We start from the raw sequence: 17166 nt of genomic DNA on the forward strand, positions 1-17166 counted from the left end.
CATGAGCAGCTCGGCGAGCAGTGTCGTGAACGGTGGCATCTCCTTCTGGTACGCGGACGACGGCCTTCCGGCGGTGCGGGAGCCGCTGCCCGGGGACGCGTCCGCCGACGTCGTGATCGTGGGTGGCGGCTACACGGGCCTGTGGACCGCGTACTACCTGAAGAAGGCCGCTCCCTTCCTGCGCGTCACCGTCCTGGAGCAGAAGTTCTGCGGGTACGGCGCCTCCGGCCGCAACGGCGGCTGGCTGTACAACGGGATCGCGGGCCGGGACCGGTACGCGAAGCTGCACGGCCACGAGGCCGCCGTACGGCTCCAGCGGGCGATGAACGACACCGTGGCCGAGGTGATCGCGGTCGCCGAGGCGGAGGGCATCGACGCCGACGTGCACAAGGGCGGTGTCCTGGAGGTGGCCACCACTCCGGCGCAGCTCGCCCGGCTGAAGGCGTTCCACGAGCACGAGCTGTCGTACGGCGAGAAGGACCGGGAGCTGTACGGCGCCCGGGAGACCGCCGAGCGGATCCGGATCGCGGACGCGGTCGGCTCCGCCTGGACCCCGCACGGGGCACGGCTGCACCCGGTGAAGCTGGTCAAGGGGCTCGCGGCGGCCGTGGAGGCGCTCGGCGTGACCATCCACGAGTCGACGCCGGTGACGGAAATCCGCCCCAAGCACGCGGTCACGCCGTACGGCACCGTCCGCGCGCCCTACGTCCTGCGCTGCACCGAGGGCTTCACCGCCGCCCTCAAGGGGCAGAAGCGGACCTGGCTGCCGATGAACTCCTCGATGATCGCGACCGAGCCGCTGACCGAGGAGCAGTGGGCGGCGATCGGCTGGGCGGGCCGGGAGACCCTCGGGGACATGGCGCACGCCTACATGTACGCCCAGCGCACGGCCGACGGCCGGATCGCGCTCGGCGGGCGCGGGGTGCCGTACCGCTTCGGTTCGCGCACCGACAACGACGGCCGGACGCAGGCGGCGACCGTCGAGGCCCTGCGGGAGATCCTGACCCGCTTCTTCCCGTCGCTGGCCGGGGTGCGGATCGAGCACGCCTGGTCGGGCGTGCTCGGGGTGCCGCGCGACTGGTGCGCCACGGTGACGCTCGACCGCTCCACCGGCCTGGGGTGGGCGGGTGGCTACGTCGGTTCCGGCGTCGCCACCACCAACCTGGCCGCCCGCACCCTGCGCGACCTGGTCCAGCGGGACTCCGGGCAGGGCGGCCGGACGGAGCTGACGGAGCTGCCCTGGGTCGACCACAAGGTCCGCAAGTGGGAACCGGAACCCTTCCGCTGGCTGGGCGTCCACGGCATGTACGCCACCTACCGCGCCGCCGACCAGCGCGAACGCCTCCACCCGGGCACGGAGTCCTCGCGCCTGGCGAAGGTGGCCGACCGGGTGGCGGGACGGCACTGAGGCCCGGTCCCCGGGCCGGTTACCCTCGCGGCATGATTCGTACCGCGACCCCCGACGACGTCCCCGTCATCCACACCATGGTCCGTGAGCTGGCCGAGTACGAGAAGGCGCCCGAGGAGGCCCGGGCGAGCGAGGCGCAGTTGCGGGAGGCGCTGTTCGGGGAGCGGCCGGCCGCGTTCGCGCACATGGCGGTGGACGAGGCGAGCGGGGAGCCGGTCGGGTTCGCGCTGTGGTTCCTCAACTTCTCCACCTGGCGCGGGGTGCACGGCATCTACCTGGAGGACCTGTACGTCCGCCCGGAGGCGCGCGGCGGCGGCCACGGACGGGCGCTGCTGGCCGAGCTGGCGCGGATCTGCGGGGAGCGCGGGTACGAGCGGCTGGAGTGGTCCGTGCTGGACTGGAACCGGCCGGCGATCGGCTTCTACGAGGCGCTGGGCGCCCGGCCGCAGGACGAGTGGACGGTGTACCGGCTCACGGACGAGGCGCTGACCGCGCTGGGCTCGGCCGGCTGACACCGGTCCCGGTGGTCGCGGCGGTGGTGGTCGGGGCGGTGGCGGTGGTCCGGTGGCCCCGGGGCGTCCGTGGGCGGTCGCGCAGTTCCCCGCGCCCCTTGGGCCGGCGAGCCGCAGCGTGCGCGAAGGCGCGGGCCTGTACCGGTGTGCGGCCCCGCCGCGTGGGCGCGCGAGCGACAGCATGCGCGGGCCCGGAACGACGAACCCCGCCGCGCGCCGCGCCGCCGTGCCAAGCCGCGCCGCCTGCGCAGTCTCCCGGGCTGTGCCGTTCCCGGGCTGTGCCGTTCCCGGGCTGTGCCGTTCCCGGGCTGTGCCGTTCCCGGGCTGTGCCGTTCCCGGGCTGTGCAGGGTTCCAGTACGACCTTGCCGATCGTGTCCCGCCCCTCCAGTGCCCGGTGTGCGGCGGCGGCCTCCGCGAGGGGGAAGCGGGTGACGGCCGGGCGCAGGCGGCCCCGGGCGGCCTCGGCGAGGGCGCGCAGTTCCAGTGCGCGCAGGCCGCCGGCCCGCTCCAGCATCGCCGGGCCGAGCACCGACTCCGAGACGCCCTCGACGTGGTACCCCTGCCCCTGTCCGATGCCGTCCGCCGACCAGCCGAACACCAGGTGCCGGCCGCCGGGGCCGAGCAGGGCGACGGCCTCCCGGGCGGCCCGGCCGCCCACGCCGTCGTAGACGAGGGAGGCGGGCCGGCCGCCGAGGTGCGCGCGGACCTTGGCGGGCCAGTCGGGGTCGGTGTAGTCGACGGCGAGGTCGGCGCCGTTCGCGCGCACCCGGGCGGTCTTGTCCGGGCCGCCCGCGAGCCCGATCACGGTCGCCCCGGCGTTCTTGGCGTGCTGCACGAGCAGCGTGCCGATGCCGCCGGCCGCGGCCGGCACGACCACCACGTCGTCCGGTCCCGGCTCGGCGAACCCGGCGATCCCCAGCGCCGTGCGGCCCGTGCCGATCATGGCGACGGCGGCGGCGAAGTCCAGGTTCTCCGGGACGTCGTGCACGCGTTCGACCTCGGTGACGGCGAGTTCGGCGTACCCGCCGGGCGCGAAGCCCAGGTGGGCCACCACCCGCCGGCCGAGCCACAGGTCGTCCACGCCGTCGCCGAGCGCGTCCACGACCCCCGCGACCTCCCGGCCGGGCACGGTCGGCAGGCGGGGCGGCTGGGGCAGCGGGCCCCGGTGGCCCTCCCGCAGGGCCGCGTCGAGCAGGTGCACGCCGGCCGCGGCGACCGCGATCCGCACCTGGCCGGGGCCCGGGACGGGGTCCGGGAGCTCCTCGTAGGTCAGGTTCTCGGCCGGGCCGAAGGCGTACAGGCGGACGGCGTGCATGGGACCCCCAGGGAGACGAGGCTCGGTGTGATCCCCACCCTCGGACCTCAAGCGCGCTTGAGGTCAAGGGCGGGCCGGCCGAGGATCAGGGACACCGCGGTGACCGCGCTGTTGAAGGACACCTCCGAGAGCACGCCCGGGGCCGCCACCTGGTCGCCCACGAGGTAGACCCCGTCACCGCGGTCCACGGCGGGCCGGTCCCGCCAGGTCCGGCCCGGCAGGTCCACGGCCCCCGTACGGCCGTCCGCCACGGCCTCCCGCCGCCAGGTCACCCGCTCCCGCCACCCACGGAACCCCAGGTCCAGCAGTTGCTCGGCGCGGGCCACGCCGTCGGCCCGGACCTGGCCGGGCCCGACCGGGAACTGCCCCTGGACGAGCTGCTCCCCGGCCGGCGCGAGGGACGGGTCCTGTGCGGTGAAGCGCTCGATCCAGCCCGGCGCGTCCAGGTCGGAGACGGCGAAGGCGTCCCCGCGCCGGGTGCGTACGGCGAGGTCGAGAAGGACGGTACGGCCGCTCGGCCACTCCAGCGCGTCGTCGCGGAGCAGCCGCCGGGCGGCGGGCAGGCCGGTGGCGACGACCACCGGGGTGTCCTCGGGCAGCTCGTCCACCCGGGCGCTCGTCTCGATCCGCACGCCCGTGTTCCAGGCCCGCGCGGCCATCCGGTCGATCACCCCGCCCCAGCCGCCGCGCGGGTAGTGCGCCTCCGGCGGCAGCTTGGTGGCCCGGCGCAGCCGCTCCTGCACGAAGGCGGCGGACAGGCCGCCCGGGTCGTGGTGGAACAGCGCCACCGCCGCGTAGTGGGCCGCCGCGCGGGCGCCCTCCTCGCCCGCGATCCCGGTCGCCCAGCCGAGGAAGTCGGCGTCGACGGGGGCCGGACCGACCCGGCGCCGCAGCAGCTTGAGCATGGCGAAGGGTGGGGTGCGGCGCAGCACACCGTGGTGGCGCAGCCGCAGCCGGGCGGCCTCCAGGGGCGGCAGCGCGGCGAGCGGGCCGATCAGGTCCCGCTGCCTGAGCCAGGCCCAGTGCGGGCCGCCGGCGTAGAAGGCGTGCGGGCCCTCGTTGGTCCGGTACGGCCCCTGCGTCGTACGGGCCCGCCCGCCCAGGGTGCCGTGGGCCTCGTACACGGTGACCCGGGCGCCGGCCTCGGCGGCGGTGATCGCGGCGGTGAGTCCGGCGAAGCCGCCGCCGATGACGGTGATGCGGTGCGCGGGCTTGTGCATGGCTCTCCCTGAGGTCGGTGCACCTGCTCGGCAGTACGACGGCCGGCGCCCCGCCGGTGTGACATCCCGGTGTTTCCCCGGTTCAGGGCGGGTTGTCAGTGGCGGGGTGCAGCATGGGCGCATGGTGAGGCGAACGACGGGAAGCCGGCCCGGGGGCCGGGCGGCGGTGCGGGGCCCGCGGCGGCCGGAGGTGCGGCTGCCACCCCTGGAGCCCTGGACCGAGAGGGAGTTGGAGCCGGACGGCGACTACGACGGGCTGGAGTTCCGGGACTGCGACCTGGCCGGGCAGGACGGCGCGGGCGCCCGGTTCATGGACTGCGCGCTGACGGGCTGCGCGGTGGACGAGACCGCGCTGGGCCGGGCCCGGGTGCTGGACTCGGTGCTGACCGGACTGCGCGGGGTCGGGACGCGCCTGGCCGAGGCCACGCTCAGGGACGTCGAGCTGGTCGACGCCCGCCTGGGCGGCACGCAACTGCACGGCGCCGTGCTGGAGAGAGTCGTGGTCCGGGGCGGCAAGATCGACTGTCTGAACCTGCGCGAGGCCCGCCTCAAGGACGTCGTCTTCGAGTCCTGCGTCCTGGTCGAACCGGACTTCGCGGGCGCGCGCCTGGAGCGGGTGGAGTTCACCGACTGCGCCTTGAAGGGGGCCGACTTCGGCGGGGCCACCCTGACGGACGTCGACCTGCGCGGGGCCGCTCCGCTGGAGATCACCCGGGGCCTGGACCGGCTCTCCGGCGCGGTGATCAGCACCGGGCAACTGCTGGACCTGGCCCCGGTGCTGGCGGCGGCGATGGGGATTCGGGTGACCTGACCCGCTCGGGCGCCTCGATGCCCGAGCGTTCGCGTGACTTCATCCACAGGCCGGCGAGAGAACTGTGAGGCACTCCATGAGCACCCCCGACGACCGGCGGACGTCGTCCTGCTCCGGGCCTGGAGATCTTCGCCCTGTTCATGGGCGCTCCGCAGGCCTCGGGCGGGACGTGCGGCGCGTGGTCCTCGAACCCCTGCCACCCCATGGCGGCATCCCGGCCCCGCTGCTCACCGAGCTGACCGCGCTGTACGCCTCCAACCGTGAGTTCCACGCGCTGAGCGGGGACTTCCCCGATCCCGACGACATACGGCCCGAGCAGGTGGCGGCAGGGCTGGCCGGGGCGGGCAGCGAGGTGCTGTCGGCCCGCGTCGAGGGGCGGCTGGTGGCGGTGGTGATCACGCTGGCCCACCATCCCGACCCCGCCGACCCCGATCCGTGGATCGGACTGCTCATGGTCGACGCCGGCGAGCACGGCAAGGGGTACGGCCGGCGCGTCGCCACGCTGGTCGAGGAGCGTTTCCGCGCCGCCGGGCGGCAGGCCGTACGGCTCGCCGTGCTCGACGGCAACGCCAAGGGGCTGGCCTTCTGGACCGCCCTCGGCTACGAGGTCGTCGACCATCGTCCCGACCGCGCTCTCGGCCGGCCCTGTGCCGTGCTGCGCAAGGTGCTGTGGACATCCCCGTCCGCCGGCGCGTGACGTTCCACGCCTCAAGTGCGCTGTAGATGACGGAGGTTGAGGCTGAACGCCGTGTCCGCATAACGGATTTCGCAGCACGGCTTTCGGATACGAACACGTAAATTCTTGACGGCCCTCTGTCAAACAGACGGGTTCCGGTGTCACTCTCTCCTCGCCCGCCGCAACTCTGTGTATCCCCTGTGACCCCTCTGTGTCTCCACCCCACGAGACCAGACAGAAGGAGATCGAGTGAGACAGCAGCCCCACGACACCGGCGCCTCCCGTACTCCCCGCAAGACCGCCGTGCGCGCCGCCGCCCTGGTCGGCTCCGCGGCGATGGTCGTCCTCGCCCTGCAGAACGGCGCCGCGACCGCCGCGCCCGCGCCGCACCCCTCCGGCGCCAAGGCCGTCGCGCTCAGCGCCCCGGCCCGCGCCGCGGCACTGGAGTCGGCCCGGCAGCACGCCGGTGCGGCGGCCCGTGAACTCGGGCTCGGTGCCCAGGAGAAGCTGGTCGTCCGGGACGTGGTCAAGGACGCGGACGGCACCGTCCACACCCGCTACGAGCGCACGTACGCCGGTCTGCCGGTGCTCGGCGGCGACCTGGTCGTCCACACGGCGAAGAACGGCGCGCTGAAGGGCGTCAGCAAGGCGACCAAGGCCCGGATATCCGTGCCGAGCACGACGGCGGCCGTGTCCCCGGCCGCCGCGAAGCAGACCGCGCTCAAGGCCGCCGGCACCGCGAAGGCCACCACCGCCACCGCCCGCAAGGTCGTGTGGGCCGCGGCCGGCAAGCCGGTCCTCGCCTACGAGTCCGTCGTCAAGGGCCGGCAGCACGACGGCACCCCGAGCGAGCTGCACGTCATCACGGACGCGCGCACCGGCGAGCGGCTGTACTCCTTCGAGGCCGTCGACACCGGCACGGGCACCAGCCAGTACAGCGGCACCGTCCCGCTCGGCACGACCGCCGCCGCCTCCGGAGGCTACGACCTGACCGACGGCGGGCGCGGCGGCCACAAGACGTACGACCTGAACGGCGGCACCACCGGCACCGGCACCCTCTTCCACGACGCCGACGACCTCTGGGGCGACGGCACCGTGAACAACCGCCAGACCGCCGCCGTCGACGCCGCCTACGGCGCCGCCGTCACCTGGGACTACTACGAGTCCGCGTTCAACCGCAACGGCATCGCGGGCGACGGCAAGGCCGCCTACTCCCGCGTCCACTACGGCAACGCCTACGTCAACGCGTTCTGGAACGACAGCTGCTTCTGCATGACGTACGGCGACGGCGCGAACAACGCCGACCCGCTGACCTCGCTGGACGTCGCCGGGCACGAGATGAGCCACGGCCTGACCGCGGCCACCGCCGGTCTGAAGTACAGCCGTGAGTCGGGCGGCCTGAACGAGGCCACCTCCGACATCTTCGGCACCTCGGTGGAGTTCTTCGCGAACAACTCCGCCGACGCCGGTGACTACCTCATCGGCGAGAAGATCGACATCAACGGTGACGGCACCCCGCTGCGCTACATGGACAAGCCCAGCAAGGACGGCGCCTCCGCCGACTACTGGTCGCGCACCGTGGGCCGCCTGGACGTGCACTACTCGTCCGGTGTCGCCAACCACTTCTTCTACCTGCTGTCCGAGGGCAGCGGCGCGAAGACGGTCAACGGGGTGTCCTACAACTCCCCGACGTACGACGGCTCCACCGTCACCGGCATCGGCCGGGACAAGGCGGCTCAGATCTGGTACAAGGCCCTGACCACGTACTTCACCTCGTCCACGGACTACGCGGGCGCCCGCACCGGCACCCTCCAGGCCGCGGCCGACCTGTACGGCTCGGGCAGCGCGGAGTACAACGCGGTGGCGGCGGCCTGGGCGGCCGTGAACGTCAAGTAGCCGCTCGGGTACGGCGGTACGGCGGCCGGGCCGCCCGTTCTCACGGGTGGTCCGGCTTGCCGTCTCCGTACAGCCAGTCCTTCCAGATCCCGCCGAAGTCCTTATCCGGGGCCTTCTTCTCGACGTACGCGGTGAAGTCGGCGGTGCTCACGGTGGAGTGGCGGTGGTCGGCGGCCCAGCCCTGGACGATGTCGTAGAAGGTGTCGTCGCCGACCTTCTGGCGGATCTTCTGCAGGACCATCGCGCCGCGCTCGTAGACCGGGCTGCCGGAGATGTGCGCGGCATCGGACTGCTTCGCCGGCGGGAAGGCCCAGATCTCCTCGCGGTCGCCGTCGTACAGGCGGGTGAACGTCTCCTGGGCGGTGGGCCCGCCGTGGTCCTCCTGGTACAGCCACTCCGCGTACGTCGCGAAACCCTCGTTGAGCCACATGTCCCGCCAGCTCTTCGGCGTCACCGAGTCGCCGTACCACTGGTGGGCGAGCTCGTGCACGAGGATCGAGGTGTCGAGCTGGTCGGCGGGGAAGACGGGGCGGGTCTGGGTCTCCAACGCGTAGCCGGCGTCGCCCGGACGGTCGACGATCGCGCCGGCCGAGGAGAAGGGGTACGGCCCGAAGTTGGTCTCCTCCCAGTCGAGGATCTCCGGGATCTTCGCGAGGACCTTCCCGCTCGCCCGGGCCTGGGCCGGGTCCACGGCGGTGACGACGGGCAGTCCGTGCGGGCCGGTGCCGTGGGCGATGTCGTAGTGGCCGATGGCGACGGTGGCGACGTAGCTCGCCATGGGCTGACCGGTGTGCCAGTGGTAGGCGGTACGGCCCCCCTTCGTGCTCTGCTCCGTCAGCTCGCCGTTGGACACGGCCTGGAGGCCCTTCGGGACGGTGACCGAGATGTCGTACGTCGCCTTGTCGGAGGGGTGGTGGTTGCCCGGGAACCAGGCCATGGAGCCGACGGGTTCGCCGAGGGCGAGGGCGCCGTCGGAGGTGGGCAGCCAGCCTTCCTCGGAGCCGTCGGGGTCGGCGAGGGTGCGCGGGGTGCCCGAGTAGCGGACGGTCGCGCGGAAGGTCTCGCCCTTGCTGAGGTCGTCGTGCGGGCGGACGGTGAGTTCCTGGCCGGCGCGGTTCCAGCGGGCGTCCTTCCCCTCCACGGTGACCGAGTCGACGCGCAGCCCGGTGAGGTCGAGGTCGAAGGCGGACAGGTCCCGGGTGGCCCGGGCGGTGATGACGGCCGTGCCGGTGAGCCGGCGGGTGGCCGGGGCGTAGTCCAGGGTCAGGTCGTAGTGGCCGACGTCGTAGCCGCCGTTGCCCGCCTTCGGGAAGTACGGGTCGCGCACGCCGGAGCCGCCCGGAGTGCCCCGCACGCCGCCGTCACACGCGGTGCCGGTGAGGGCGAGGGCGAGGAGCGCGGCGAGGGCCGGGACAAGGCGTAAGGATCTGGACATGCCGGCGATCTTAGGCGGCGGTGCGCACCGCGGAGAGGGTTCGGCGGGCCGGCGTGACACCATCTCCCCCGTGCTCGACATCGGCTACGCCCTCTCCAACCGGTTCCCGGACCCCCCGCAGACCGACTACCGCCGCGCGGACGTCCACGCGCTGCGGTACGACCTGTTCTGCGGGGACGTCTATCTCGCGGACACCGAGACCGACCGGGAGCTGTCCACAGCCTGGGGATGGGTGCCGGTGCTGGACTTCGCGTGGGCGCTGTGCGACATCGTGGAACGGCTGGACCGGGACCCGATGGGCTCCCGCGCCGCCCGGCCGCAGCGGGCGGAGCTGGACTTCACCGAGTCCACCGACCGGATGCTCTTCGAGCGCCGCTTCGGCTGGGTCGACATCACCGCCGACTGGATGCCGGCCGAGGAGTCTCCGCTGACCTTCTCCCACACCGAACTGCGCCGCGAGGCCCGCGACTTCCTGCACGACCTGCTCGCGGACCTCGTCGACCTCCACGAGGACCTGGCGGAGAACCCGGCGATCTGGACCCTCCAGGCCCGCTTCCCGCGGGTGTCGTGAAGAGGACCCCGGCGCTGGGCCGGGGGTCCTCTCGCGTGACTTCGCTCGTCAGACGTTCACGCCGAAGTCCTGGGCGATGCCCACCAGGCCCGAGGCGTAACCCTGGCCCACCGCGCGGAACTTCCACTCCGCGCCGTTGCGGTACAGCTCGCCGAAGATCATGGCCGTCTCGGTGGCCGCGTCCTCGGACAGGTCGTAGCGCGCGATCTCGGCGCCGCCCGCCTGGTTGACGATGCGGATGTAGGCGTTGCGGACCTGGCCGAAGTTCTGGCCGCGGTTCTCGGCGTCGTAGATGGAGACCGGGAAGACGACCTTCTCGATGTCCGCCGGGAGCGCGGCCAGGTTGACGTTGATCGCCTCGTCGTCGCCGGCGCCCTCGCCCGTGCGGTTGTCGCCCGTGTGGACGATCGAGTTGTCCGGGGTCTGCTTGTTGTTGAAGAAGACGAAGTGGGCGTCCGAGTAGACCTTGCCCTCGGGGTTCACCGCGATGGCGGAGGCGTCCAGGTCGAAGTCCGTGCCGGTGGTGGTGCGGACGTCCCAGCCGAGGCCCACGGTGACGGCGGTCAGGCCCGGAGCCTCCTTGGTGAGCGAGACGTTGCCACCCTTGGACAGGCTTACAGCCATGTTGGGAGTCCCTTCCTTAGATACCCGTGCATATCCGTGCACTCTGTGCCGACGAAGCTACCGTCACCGGGGACAACGTCGAGGGGGGTCCCCATGGTTCCGGATCCCTTTACCTTTTTTACCGAACCGGAAATCCAGGTGACGTGAGGCGGGCCGGGCCGGGAACATGAAGGACATGTCCGGGCCCTACCTCATCCGTGGCTCCGTCTCGCTTCCCGAGGCCGAGCTGATGTGGCGTTTCTCCAGGTCGTCCGGGCCCGGTGGGCAGCACGTCAACACCAGCGACTCGCAGGTCGAGCTGCGCTTCGACCTCGCCCGCACGGAGGCGCTCCCTCCGGTGTGGAAGGAGCGGGCGCTGCGGCGGCTGGCCGGCCGCCTCGTGGACGGGGTGGTGTCCGTACGGGCCTCGGAGCACCGTTCCCAGTGGCGCAACCGCGAGGCCGCCGCCGTACGCCTCGCCGCGCTCCTCGCGGAGGCCACCGCGCCGCCGCCCAAGCCCCGCAAGCCGACCCGCATCCCGCGCGGCATCAACGAACGCCGGCTGCGGGAGAAGAAGCAGCGCGCGGAGACCAAGCGGGGCCGTACGGGCCGGGACTGGGGTTAGCCGGGGCGGGCGCCCTGTCACATCTGCCGGCTCCCTGTCGTCAGGGTGGTGCAGGAGCACTCGGGACCGCCGGGGGCGACGACGGAGAGGCCGCAGCCACCCATGACCGACAACGACTTTCTCGCCGAACGCTTCGAGGCGTACCGGGGGCACCTGCGGGCCGTCGCCTACCGGATGCTCGGCTCCGCCGCCGAGGCCGAGGACGCCGTCCAGGAGGCCTGGTTCCGGCTCAGCCGGTCCGACACCCAGGCGGTGGAGAACCTCGGCGGCTGGCTGACGACCGTCGTCGGCCGGGTCTGCCTCGACCTGCTCCGCTCCCGCCGCTCCCGGGGCGAGCAGCCGCTGGAGAGCTGGCGGCCGGCGCCCTCCGCCGAGGTGGACCCCGCGCAGGACGCCCTGCTCGCCGACTCGGTCGGGCTGGCCCTCCTCGTCGTCCTGGACACCCTCTCCCCGGCCGAACGGCTGGCCTTCGTGCTGCACGACCTGTTCGGGGTGCCCTTCGAGGAGATCGGCGGCATCCTCGGCCGCAGCCCGGCCGCGACGCGGCAGCTCGCCAGCCGGGCCCGGCGCCGGGTGCGGGGCGTGGAGGCGCCGGAGGCCGACCTGGCCCGGCAGCGGGAGGTGGTGGACGCCTTCCTGGCCGCCGCGCGCAACGGCGACTTCGACGGGCTGCTGGAGGTGCTCGACCCCGAGGTGGAGGCCCGTACCGAGGCCGGTGTGAACAGCGGTGCGGCCCGCGTAGCCGCTGCCGCGGCGGGCTTCGCCCATCTGGCGCGCGTCGCGCGTCCGGTGCTCGTCGACGGCGCGACCGGCCTGGCCGTGTTCGCCGACGGCCGTCCGGAGCGGGTCCTGGCCTTCGCCTTCGTCGCCGACCGCATCTCGGTGATCGACATCATCACCGACCCCGCCCGTCTGGCGGACCTCACCGTCGAAGAGGTCTAGCTCGCCACAGGTGCCGCTCGGGACAGGTCCAGCACCCCGACCGTCTGGCCCCCGCTCGTCTCCCCGTTCTTCCGGAAGCCCAGACGGAGGTAGAACTCCTCGGGGCCGTCCGGGCCGGGGTGCCAGCTGACGTACAGCTCCGTGCCGCCCCGACGGCGGATCTCACCGGCCACGGCGTCGACGGCGAAGCGGCCGTAGCCCCGGCCCTGCTCGCCGGCGGCGATGTTCAGCCGCCACAGCCCGGAGCGGTGCACGCTGCCGTCGCCGTGCCAGTCGATGCCGAGGAAGGCCATCAGGAAACCGACCGCGCGGCCGTCGTCGACGATCAGCCGGGGCCAGGCGACGCCGGCGGGATGGACGTAGGCCTCGGCCAGGGACTGTACGACCGGCGAGACGGCGTGTTCCTGGGCGGGGTGGACGCGGACGGCGACGGCGGTGTCGAAGTTGGCCGGGGTGATCTCTTCCAGACGTGGGGTCATCCGCGCACGGTAGGCACGCGGCCCCTCCGCCCGCCACGCGGTTTCCGCGCTCAGCCCAACTGCCGGTACCGCCCCCGGAAGTACAGCAGCGGGCCCCCCTCGGCGCTCGGCACCCGGGCGCTGAGGACGCGGCCGATGACCAGGGTGTGGTCCCCCGCGGTCACCCGCTGCTCGGTCCGGCACTCCAGGGCGGCCAGCGCGCCGCCGACCAGCGGGGCGCCGGTGACCTCGCCCCGGCCGTAGGGGATGTCCTCGAAGAGCAGCCTGTCGCTGATGCGGCCCTTCATGGCGAAACGGCCCGCGATGTGCCGCTGGCTCTCGGTGAGGACCGACACCGCCCACAGCGGCTGCTCGTCGAGCAGGTCGTCCATGCGGGCGCCCGTGCGCAGGCTGACCAGGACCAGCGGCGGGTCGAGGGAGACCGACATGAAAGCGGTGGCGGTCATGCCGACGTCCTCCATGCCCGGGGCCTCGGGGTCGTCCGGGTCCAGCGGCGGTTCCTGCGCGGTCACCAGGACCACGCCCGCGGCCAGCCGGGACATCGCGGCCCGGAACTCGTCGTTGCTCACCCCCTCAGCATGCCCGGAAGGCAGGGGGGTGGTGGGGGAGGGAGTCTTCAGCACGCCGGAAACGCTAGTCTCCGGCCCGCGCGGGCCGCATCGGCCCTCCGCCCGAACCGGGTCCTAGGACCAGCGGCGCATGTATGCGGTGACCGGCGGAGCGCGCATGCCTGTGACCGACGGCTCACGCATGCGGCCAGATGCGTGCATGATGTGAGCACCGGCGCACGCTGTGCGTTCAGTAAACGCACAGGGCAAACGCAGAAACTCCACTCAATTGTTCACGTTCCCCTGTGACTTGAGTCACAAGGGGCAGGAATTGTTGACCCTGTGTACCGAGTGGGCTTCGCGCTGTGATTCAGTGGCGGGGAAGCCACGAAGAGGTTCAGACACAACCCTTGATTCGCTGCGAGGTCTCGGGGGGAGGGTGAGCATGGAGACCGAGTCGGAGCCGTACGTCCGTCTTGCGTCCCTGCGACAGCTGCACCAGGTCATGGCCGACATGAACACGGCACGCAGCCTGGCGGACACACTGCAGACCGTCGCCGACGGCGCCGTGAGCGCCCTCGGCTACGAGATGGCGGCCGTCAACCTGGTCCGCCAGGACGGCGATCTCGTGGTCGCCGCCTTCTCCGGCAACTCCGCTGCCGAGGCCCTGATCACCGGCCGGGCCGGCTCCCGCGAATCCTGGGACCGGCGGCTGAACATGGGCGAACGCTGGGGCGACCTCGTCTTCATACCGCACACCGAGGGCTGGGTCCTCGACGACGACGACGTCCCCCAGTGGTACACCGACGGCCCCGAGCCGCGCTTCGAGGACGAGTGGCACCCCTCCGACCGGCTCTTCGCGCCCATGTACACCCCCGGAGTGCAGCGCGGCACCTGTGGCGAACTGCTCGGCGTCATATCCGTCGACCGGCCGCGCAACGGCCGCCGCCCCGGCGCCTGGGGCCGCGAGGCCCTCCAGATGTACGCCTTCCAGGCCGCCATCGCGATCAGCAACGCGCGCCTGCGCGCCAACATGCAGCGCGCCCTGGTCCGCCTGGAACGCGAGCAGCAGGCCCTGCGCGCCAGCGAGGAATCCTTCCGGCAGGCCTTCGAGTACGCCCCGTCCGGCATGGCCATCGCCGAGATGGGCGGCGACCAGCACGGCCGCATCCTGCGCACCAACGACGCCCTGTGCCGGCTGCTCGGCCGGCCCGCCTCCGCGATGCGCCGCTACTCCTTCGCCGACCTCGTCCACCCCGAGGACGTCGGCACCCTGCTGAGGACCTCCGCGGAGGGCGGCCGTGCGGAACTGCGCCTGGGCCGCCGCGACGGCACCTACGTCTGGGTGTCCCTGCGCAACAGCGTCGTCGCCGACGCCGCCGACGGCCCCCGCTTCCTCCTCACCCACGTCGAGGACATAGAGGAGCGCAAGCGGCGCGAGCTCCAGCTCGCCCACCGCGCCTCCCACGACTCGCTGACCGGCCTGCCCAACTCCGCCGAGCTGCGCTCGCGCCTGTCCGCCCGGCTCTGTCAGCGCCCCGCCCACGCCGGCGCCGTGGAGTCCCTGGACGCGGCCTACGGCCATCCCGCCTTCGACGCCCCCGCCGGCCACGGCTTCGACTTCACGCCGGGCACGGAGGGCTTCGACGCCTACGACCACCACGTGCACACCGTCGCCCCCGAGGACGGCCGCGACGACGGCACCAAGGGCCTCGCGGTGCTCTTCTGCGACCTCGACGGCTTCAAGTCGATCAACGACCGGTTCGGGCACAACGCGGGTGACGCGGTCCTCATCGAGGTCGCCCGGCGGCTGAGCAACGGCGTCCGGGACGGCGACACGGTCGCCCGGCTCGGCGGCGACGAGTTCGTGATCCTCGCCGACGGCCTCGGCCGGGCCGACGCCCAGGACCTCGCCGTACGGCTGCGCAACGAGATCATCCAGCCGATCCGCGCCGAGGGCCGGGCCGTCCGGGTGGGCGCCAGCTTCGGCATCGGCTGGGCACACTGCGGCATGACGGCGGACGAGGTGTTGAAGTCCGCTGACGAGCGGATGTACGTAGAGAAACGATCTCGTCCCAAACAGCACCGGCGCGCTGGATGATGCGCAGGTCAGCGAGTTGATGCGGTCCGAGTCACCCGTTTGGGCCAGCGAGAGCGGGTAGGCTCGCCATTCCACACCCCTACCGCATCCGACCGCACCTGTTGAGGAGTACCAAGGGATGACGCCCGGCGACAACGGCGCGAGCACGCCCGAGGACGACGACCCGTTCGGCTACCTGTACGCAGACGGCCAGGCCCGGGGAGCCCAGCCGCCGTCCGGTGGTTACGGCTACCCGAACTCGGTCAGCAGGGTGCGCACGGTCGGCGAGCGCAGCTACGGCGCACAGCAGGCCCCGTACGGCCAGCCGCCGCAGGCGACGTACGGCCAGGGCGTCCCCCAGCAGGGCGCCTACGGCCAGCCGAACGCCCACTACCAGGCTCCGGAGACGCTCCCCGGCGGCGCCCCGTCCTCCCACCGCCCCGCGCCCCCCACGTCCGGCCGCCGCGGCCCCAACACCAAGGGTCTGCTGATCGGCGCCATCGCGGTGGTCGCCGCGGTCGTCATCGGCATCGGCGTCGCGATGATCAACGGCAACACGGACGACGACAAGTCCGGCAACGAGGCAGGCTCCACCCCGACCCAGTCCCAGACCAGCAGCCCGAGCCCTTCGGGGAGCGGTTCGGCGGCGAGCGACTCGATGCAGTCCGACGCCTCGGCGCTCACTCCGGCCGGCGGTGTGTCGAAGGCCTCGGACGTCAAGGGCGCGACCTCCTCCGACGGCAGCTACGTGACGGGCCTGAACCAGCCCGGCGCGTCGGTCACCTGGAACGTCGACGTTCCGTCGGACGGCCCGTACACCATGTTCGTGTACTACAGCGCGACCGGCGACGACCAGGAGATGTCGGTCACCGTCAACGGCACCCCGTTCGGCAGCAAGCTGGGCCTGGACAACTGGCGGCACGCCAAGGACGGCGACTTCGCCAACGGCTGGACCCGCTCCTACGTGTGGCCCACCCTGAAGAAGGGCGCCAACACGATCTCGATCTCCTGCGGCGCCGGCGACAAGTGCAACGTCCTGATCAGCAACGTCAAGCTGAAGCCGGGGCAGGTCAAGAAGGACAGCTAGGCCGCGCTGAACTCCCCGGACAGCGCCACCCGGTCCAGCAGCTCCTCGTATGCGGACCGGTCGAACTCGCCCGCCGCGGGTGAGCGTACCGTCGCCGCCGACAAGGCGACCGCGAGGGTGAGGCGGTCAGGCCAGGGGAGGAGTTCCACCAGGCCGGACAGCAGGCCCGCCACCGCCGAGTCACCGGCGCCGGTGGGGTTGCCGAATTCGGGGGCCGGCGGGGCGGCGCGCCAGCGGCCTTCGGGGGTGACGGCGAGCAGGCCGTCCGCGCCGAGGGAGGCGACCACCGCGCGGGCGCCGCGGCGCCGGGCGTCCTGGGTGGCGCGCAGCGGGTCGTGGGAGCCGGTGAGTTCGGCCAGTTCGTCGGCGTTGGGCTTGATGATGTCCGGGCGGGCCGCGACGCCCCGGCGCAGCGGCTCGCCGCTCGTGTCCAGCAGCACCGGGACGCCGGCGGACCGGGCCGTGCGGACCAGGTTCGCGTACGCGCCGACCGGGACCCCCGGTGGCAGGCTCCCGCACAGGGCCACCGCCGAGGCGCCGCCCAGCAGTTCCTCGTAACGGTCGAGGAAGGCGCCCCACTCGGCCGGTGCGATCTGCGGGCCGGGCTCGTTCAGCTGGGTCGTGTCCCCTGACAGTTCGTCGACCACGGCTATCGTGCGCCGGGTCGCCCCGGCCACCGGCACCAGCGCGTCGGTCAGTCCGGGCGTACCGGTCAGCCGGTCGCGTACCGCCCGGCCGGTCCCGCCGCCCGCGAAGCCGGTGACCGTCACCTCGTGGCCGAGCGCGGCCAGGACCCGGGCCACGTTCACGCCCTTGCCGCCGGGCCGCTCGACCACCTCGGAGACGCGGTGCGAGGCGTGCGGCCGCAGCGACCGTACGCGATAGGTGATGTCGAGAGCGGTGTTCAGCGTGACCGTGAGGATCACCCGGGCCGACCTCCCTCGAAGTCCGTGCGGC

Annotated in this window: 16 protein-coding genes and 1 pseudogene; 10 read left to right on the forward strand and 7 right to left on the reverse strand. The window is 73.0% G+C overall.

Annotation, left to right across the window (positions count from 1 at the left end):
* Position 1: 1 nt before the first annotated feature.
* Both OO52_RS08935 and OO52_RS08940 read left to right on the forward strand, forming a co-directional pair.
* Positions 2–1408: an NAD(P)/FAD-dependent oxidoreductase gene (locus OO52_RS08935; protein ID WP_030643102.1), complete on the forward strand. Its 1407-nt coding sequence runs from the start codon at positions 2–4 to the stop codon at positions 1406–1408.
* A 32-nt stretch (positions 1409–1440) separates the two neighbouring features.
* Positions 1441–1920 carry a GNAT family N-acetyltransferase gene (locus OO52_RS08940; protein ID WP_030643100.1) on the forward strand — a complete coding sequence of 160 codons (480 nt, stop codon included), beginning with the start codon at positions 1441–1443 and terminating at the stop codon, positions 1918–1920.
* Between the two features lie 347 nt (positions 1921–2267).
* Here the strand turns inward: OO52_RS08940 and OO52_RS08945 are convergent.
* Together OO52_RS08945 and OO52_RS08950 are read right to left on the reverse strand one after the other, a co-directional pair.
* Positions 2268–3236: pseudogene (locus OO52_RS08945) on the reverse strand (zinc-binding dehydrogenase); the annotation flags it as partial.
* Between the two features lie 47 nt (positions 3237–3283).
* Complete coding sequence (locus OO52_RS08950; protein ID WP_030643096.1) at positions 3284–4456, reverse strand: NAD(P)-binding protein; 1173 nt, start codon at positions 4454–4456, stop codon at positions 3284–3286.
* A gap of 121 nt (positions 4457–4577) precedes the next feature.
* On the opposite strand from OO52_RS08950, the gene OO52_RS08955 reads away from it, so the two are divergent.
* The 3 genes from OO52_RS08955 (at position 4578) to OO52_RS08965 (ending at position 7839) form a co-directional block, all read left to right on the forward strand.
* The gene (locus OO52_RS08955; protein ID WP_196944574.1) at positions 4578–5267 is read left to right on the forward strand and encodes a pentapeptide repeat-containing protein; all 690 of its coding nucleotides are present in this window, start codon (positions 4578–4580) and stop codon (positions 5265–5267) included.
* A 178-nt stretch (positions 5268–5445) separates the two neighbouring features.
* Positions 5446–5964, forward strand: a complete 519-nt coding sequence (locus tag OO52_RS08960) for a GNAT family N-acetyltransferase (RefSeq protein WP_030643092.1) — start codon at positions 5446–5448, stop codon at positions 5962–5964.
* A gap of 315 nt (positions 5965–6279) precedes the next feature.
* On the forward strand, positions 6280–7839 hold the full coding sequence (locus tag OO52_RS08965) for a M4 family metallopeptidase (RefSeq protein WP_106971962.1): 1560 nt from the start codon (positions 6280–6282) through the stop codon (positions 7837–7839).
* 40 nt (positions 7840–7879) lie between these two features.
* On the opposite strand, the gene OO52_RS08970 is transcribed toward OO52_RS08965, so the two are convergent.
* A complete protein-coding gene (locus OO52_RS08970) occupies positions 7880–9274 on the reverse strand; it encodes a M1 family metallopeptidase (protein ID WP_030643080.1) in 1395 nt (464 codons plus the stop codon).
* 70 nt (positions 9275–9344) lie between these two features.
* Here OO52_RS08970 and OO52_RS08975 point away from each other — a divergent pair, with 70 nt between their 5' ends.
* Positions 9345–9845: a hypothetical protein gene (locus tag OO52_RS08975; RefSeq protein WP_030643078.1), complete on the forward strand. Its 501-nt coding sequence runs from the start codon at positions 9345–9347 to the stop codon at positions 9843–9845.
* Between the two features lie 48 nt (positions 9846–9893).
* Here OO52_RS08975 and OO52_RS08980 read toward each other — a convergent pair whose 3' ends face one another.
* Complete coding sequence (locus OO52_RS08980; protein WP_030643076.1) at positions 9894–10469, reverse strand: TerD family protein; 576 nt, start codon at positions 10467–10469, stop codon at positions 9894–9896.
* A 166-nt stretch (positions 10470–10635) separates the two neighbouring features.
* On the opposite strand from OO52_RS08980, the gene arfB reads away from it, so the two are divergent.
* Both arfB and OO52_RS08990 read left to right on the forward strand, forming a co-directional pair.
* Positions 10636–11073, forward strand: a complete 438-nt coding sequence (gene arfB, locus OO52_RS08985) for an alternative ribosome rescue aminoacyl-tRNA hydrolase ArfB (protein WP_030643075.1) — start codon at positions 10636–10638, stop codon at positions 11071–11073.
* Between the two features lie 102 nt (positions 11074–11175).
* A complete protein-coding gene (locus tag OO52_RS08990) occupies positions 11176–12015 on the forward strand; it encodes a sigma-70 family RNA polymerase sigma factor (RefSeq protein WP_030643073.1) in 840 nt (279 codons plus the stop codon).
* On the opposite strand, the gene OO52_RS08995 is transcribed toward OO52_RS08990, so the two are convergent.
* Complete coding sequence (locus OO52_RS08995) at positions 12012–12494, reverse strand: GNAT family N-acetyltransferase (protein WP_030643070.1); 483 nt, start codon at positions 12492–12494, stop codon at positions 12012–12014. The genes OO52_RS08990 and OO52_RS08995 overlap by 4 nt on opposite strands.
* A gap of 50 nt (positions 12495–12544) precedes the next feature.
* Positions 12545–13117, reverse strand: coding sequence for a flavin reductase family protein (locus OO52_RS09000; RefSeq protein WP_078876753.1), 573 nt, complete (start codon positions 13115–13117; stop codon positions 12545–12547).
* A gap of 370 nt (positions 13118–13487) precedes the next feature.
* Between OO52_RS09000 and cdgB the strand changes: the two genes are divergently transcribed.
* Positions 13488–15143 carry a diguanylate cyclase CdgB gene (gene cdgB, locus OO52_RS09005; RefSeq protein ID WP_030643068.1) on the forward strand — a complete coding sequence of 552 codons (1656 nt, stop codon included), beginning with the start codon at positions 13488–13490 and terminating at the stop codon, positions 15141–15143.
* Between the two features lie 118 nt (positions 15144–15261).
* A complete protein-coding gene (locus OO52_RS09010; protein ID WP_030643067.1) occupies positions 15262–16209 on the forward strand; it encodes a CBM35 domain-containing protein in 948 nt (315 codons plus the stop codon).
* On the opposite strand, the gene OO52_RS09015 is transcribed toward OO52_RS09010, so the two are convergent.
* Positions 16206–17135, reverse strand: coding sequence for a 1-phosphofructokinase family hexose kinase (locus OO52_RS09015; protein ID WP_030643066.1), 930 nt, complete (start codon positions 17133–17135; stop codon positions 16206–16208). The genes OO52_RS09010 and OO52_RS09015 overlap by 4 nt on opposite strands.
* Between the last annotated feature and the right edge of the window lie 31 nt (positions 17136–17166).

Origin of the sequence: Streptomyces flaveolus (assembly GCF_000716535.1) — a bacterium.
Classification (GTDB): domain Bacteria; phylum Actinomycetota; class Actinomycetes; order Streptomycetales; family Streptomycetaceae; genus Streptomyces; species Streptomyces flaveolus_A.

Coding starts and splice junctions, on each gene's coding strand:
- OO52_RS08935 (WP_030643102.1), top strand. CDS start 2: ATGAGCAGCTCGGCGAGCAGTGTCGTGAACGGTGGCATCTCCTTCTGG.
- OO52_RS08940 (WP_030643100.1), top strand. CDS start 1,441: ATGATTCGTACCGCGACCCCCGACGACGTCCCCGTCATCCACACCATG.
- OO52_RS08950 (WP_030643096.1), bottom strand. CDS start 4,456: ATGCACAAGCCCGCGCACCGCATCACCGTCATCGGCGGCGGCTTCGCC.
- OO52_RS08955 (WP_196944574.1), top strand. CDS start 4,578: ATGGTGAGGCGAACGACGGGAAGCCGGCCCGGGGGCCGGGCGGCGGTG.
- OO52_RS08965 (WP_106971962.1), top strand. CDS start 6,280: ATGGTCGTCCTCGCCCTGCAGAACGGCGCCGCGACCGCCGCGCCCGCG.
- OO52_RS08970 (WP_030643080.1), bottom strand. CDS start 9,274: ATGTCCAGATCCTTACGCCTTGTCCCGGCCCTCGCCGCGCTCCTCGCC.
- OO52_RS08980 (WP_030643076.1), bottom strand. CDS start 10,469: ATGGCTGTAAGCCTGTCCAAGGGTGGCAACGTCTCGCTCACCAAGGAG.
- arfB (WP_030643075.1), top strand. CDS start 10,636: ATGAAGGACATGTCCGGGCCCTACCTCATCCGTGGCTCCGTCTCGCTT.
- OO52_RS08990 (WP_030643073.1), top strand. CDS start 11,176: ATGACCGACAACGACTTTCTCGCCGAACGCTTCGAGGCGTACCGGGGG.
- OO52_RS08995 (WP_030643070.1), bottom strand. CDS start 12,494: ATGACCCCACGTCTGGAAGAGATCACCCCGGCCAACTTCGACACCGCC.
- cdgB (WP_030643068.1), top strand. CDS start 13,488: ATGGAGACCGAGTCGGAGCCGTACGTCCGTCTTGCGTCCCTGCGACAG.
- OO52_RS09010 (WP_030643067.1), top strand. CDS start 15,262: ATGACGCCCGGCGACAACGGCGCGAGCACGCCCGAGGACGACGACCCG.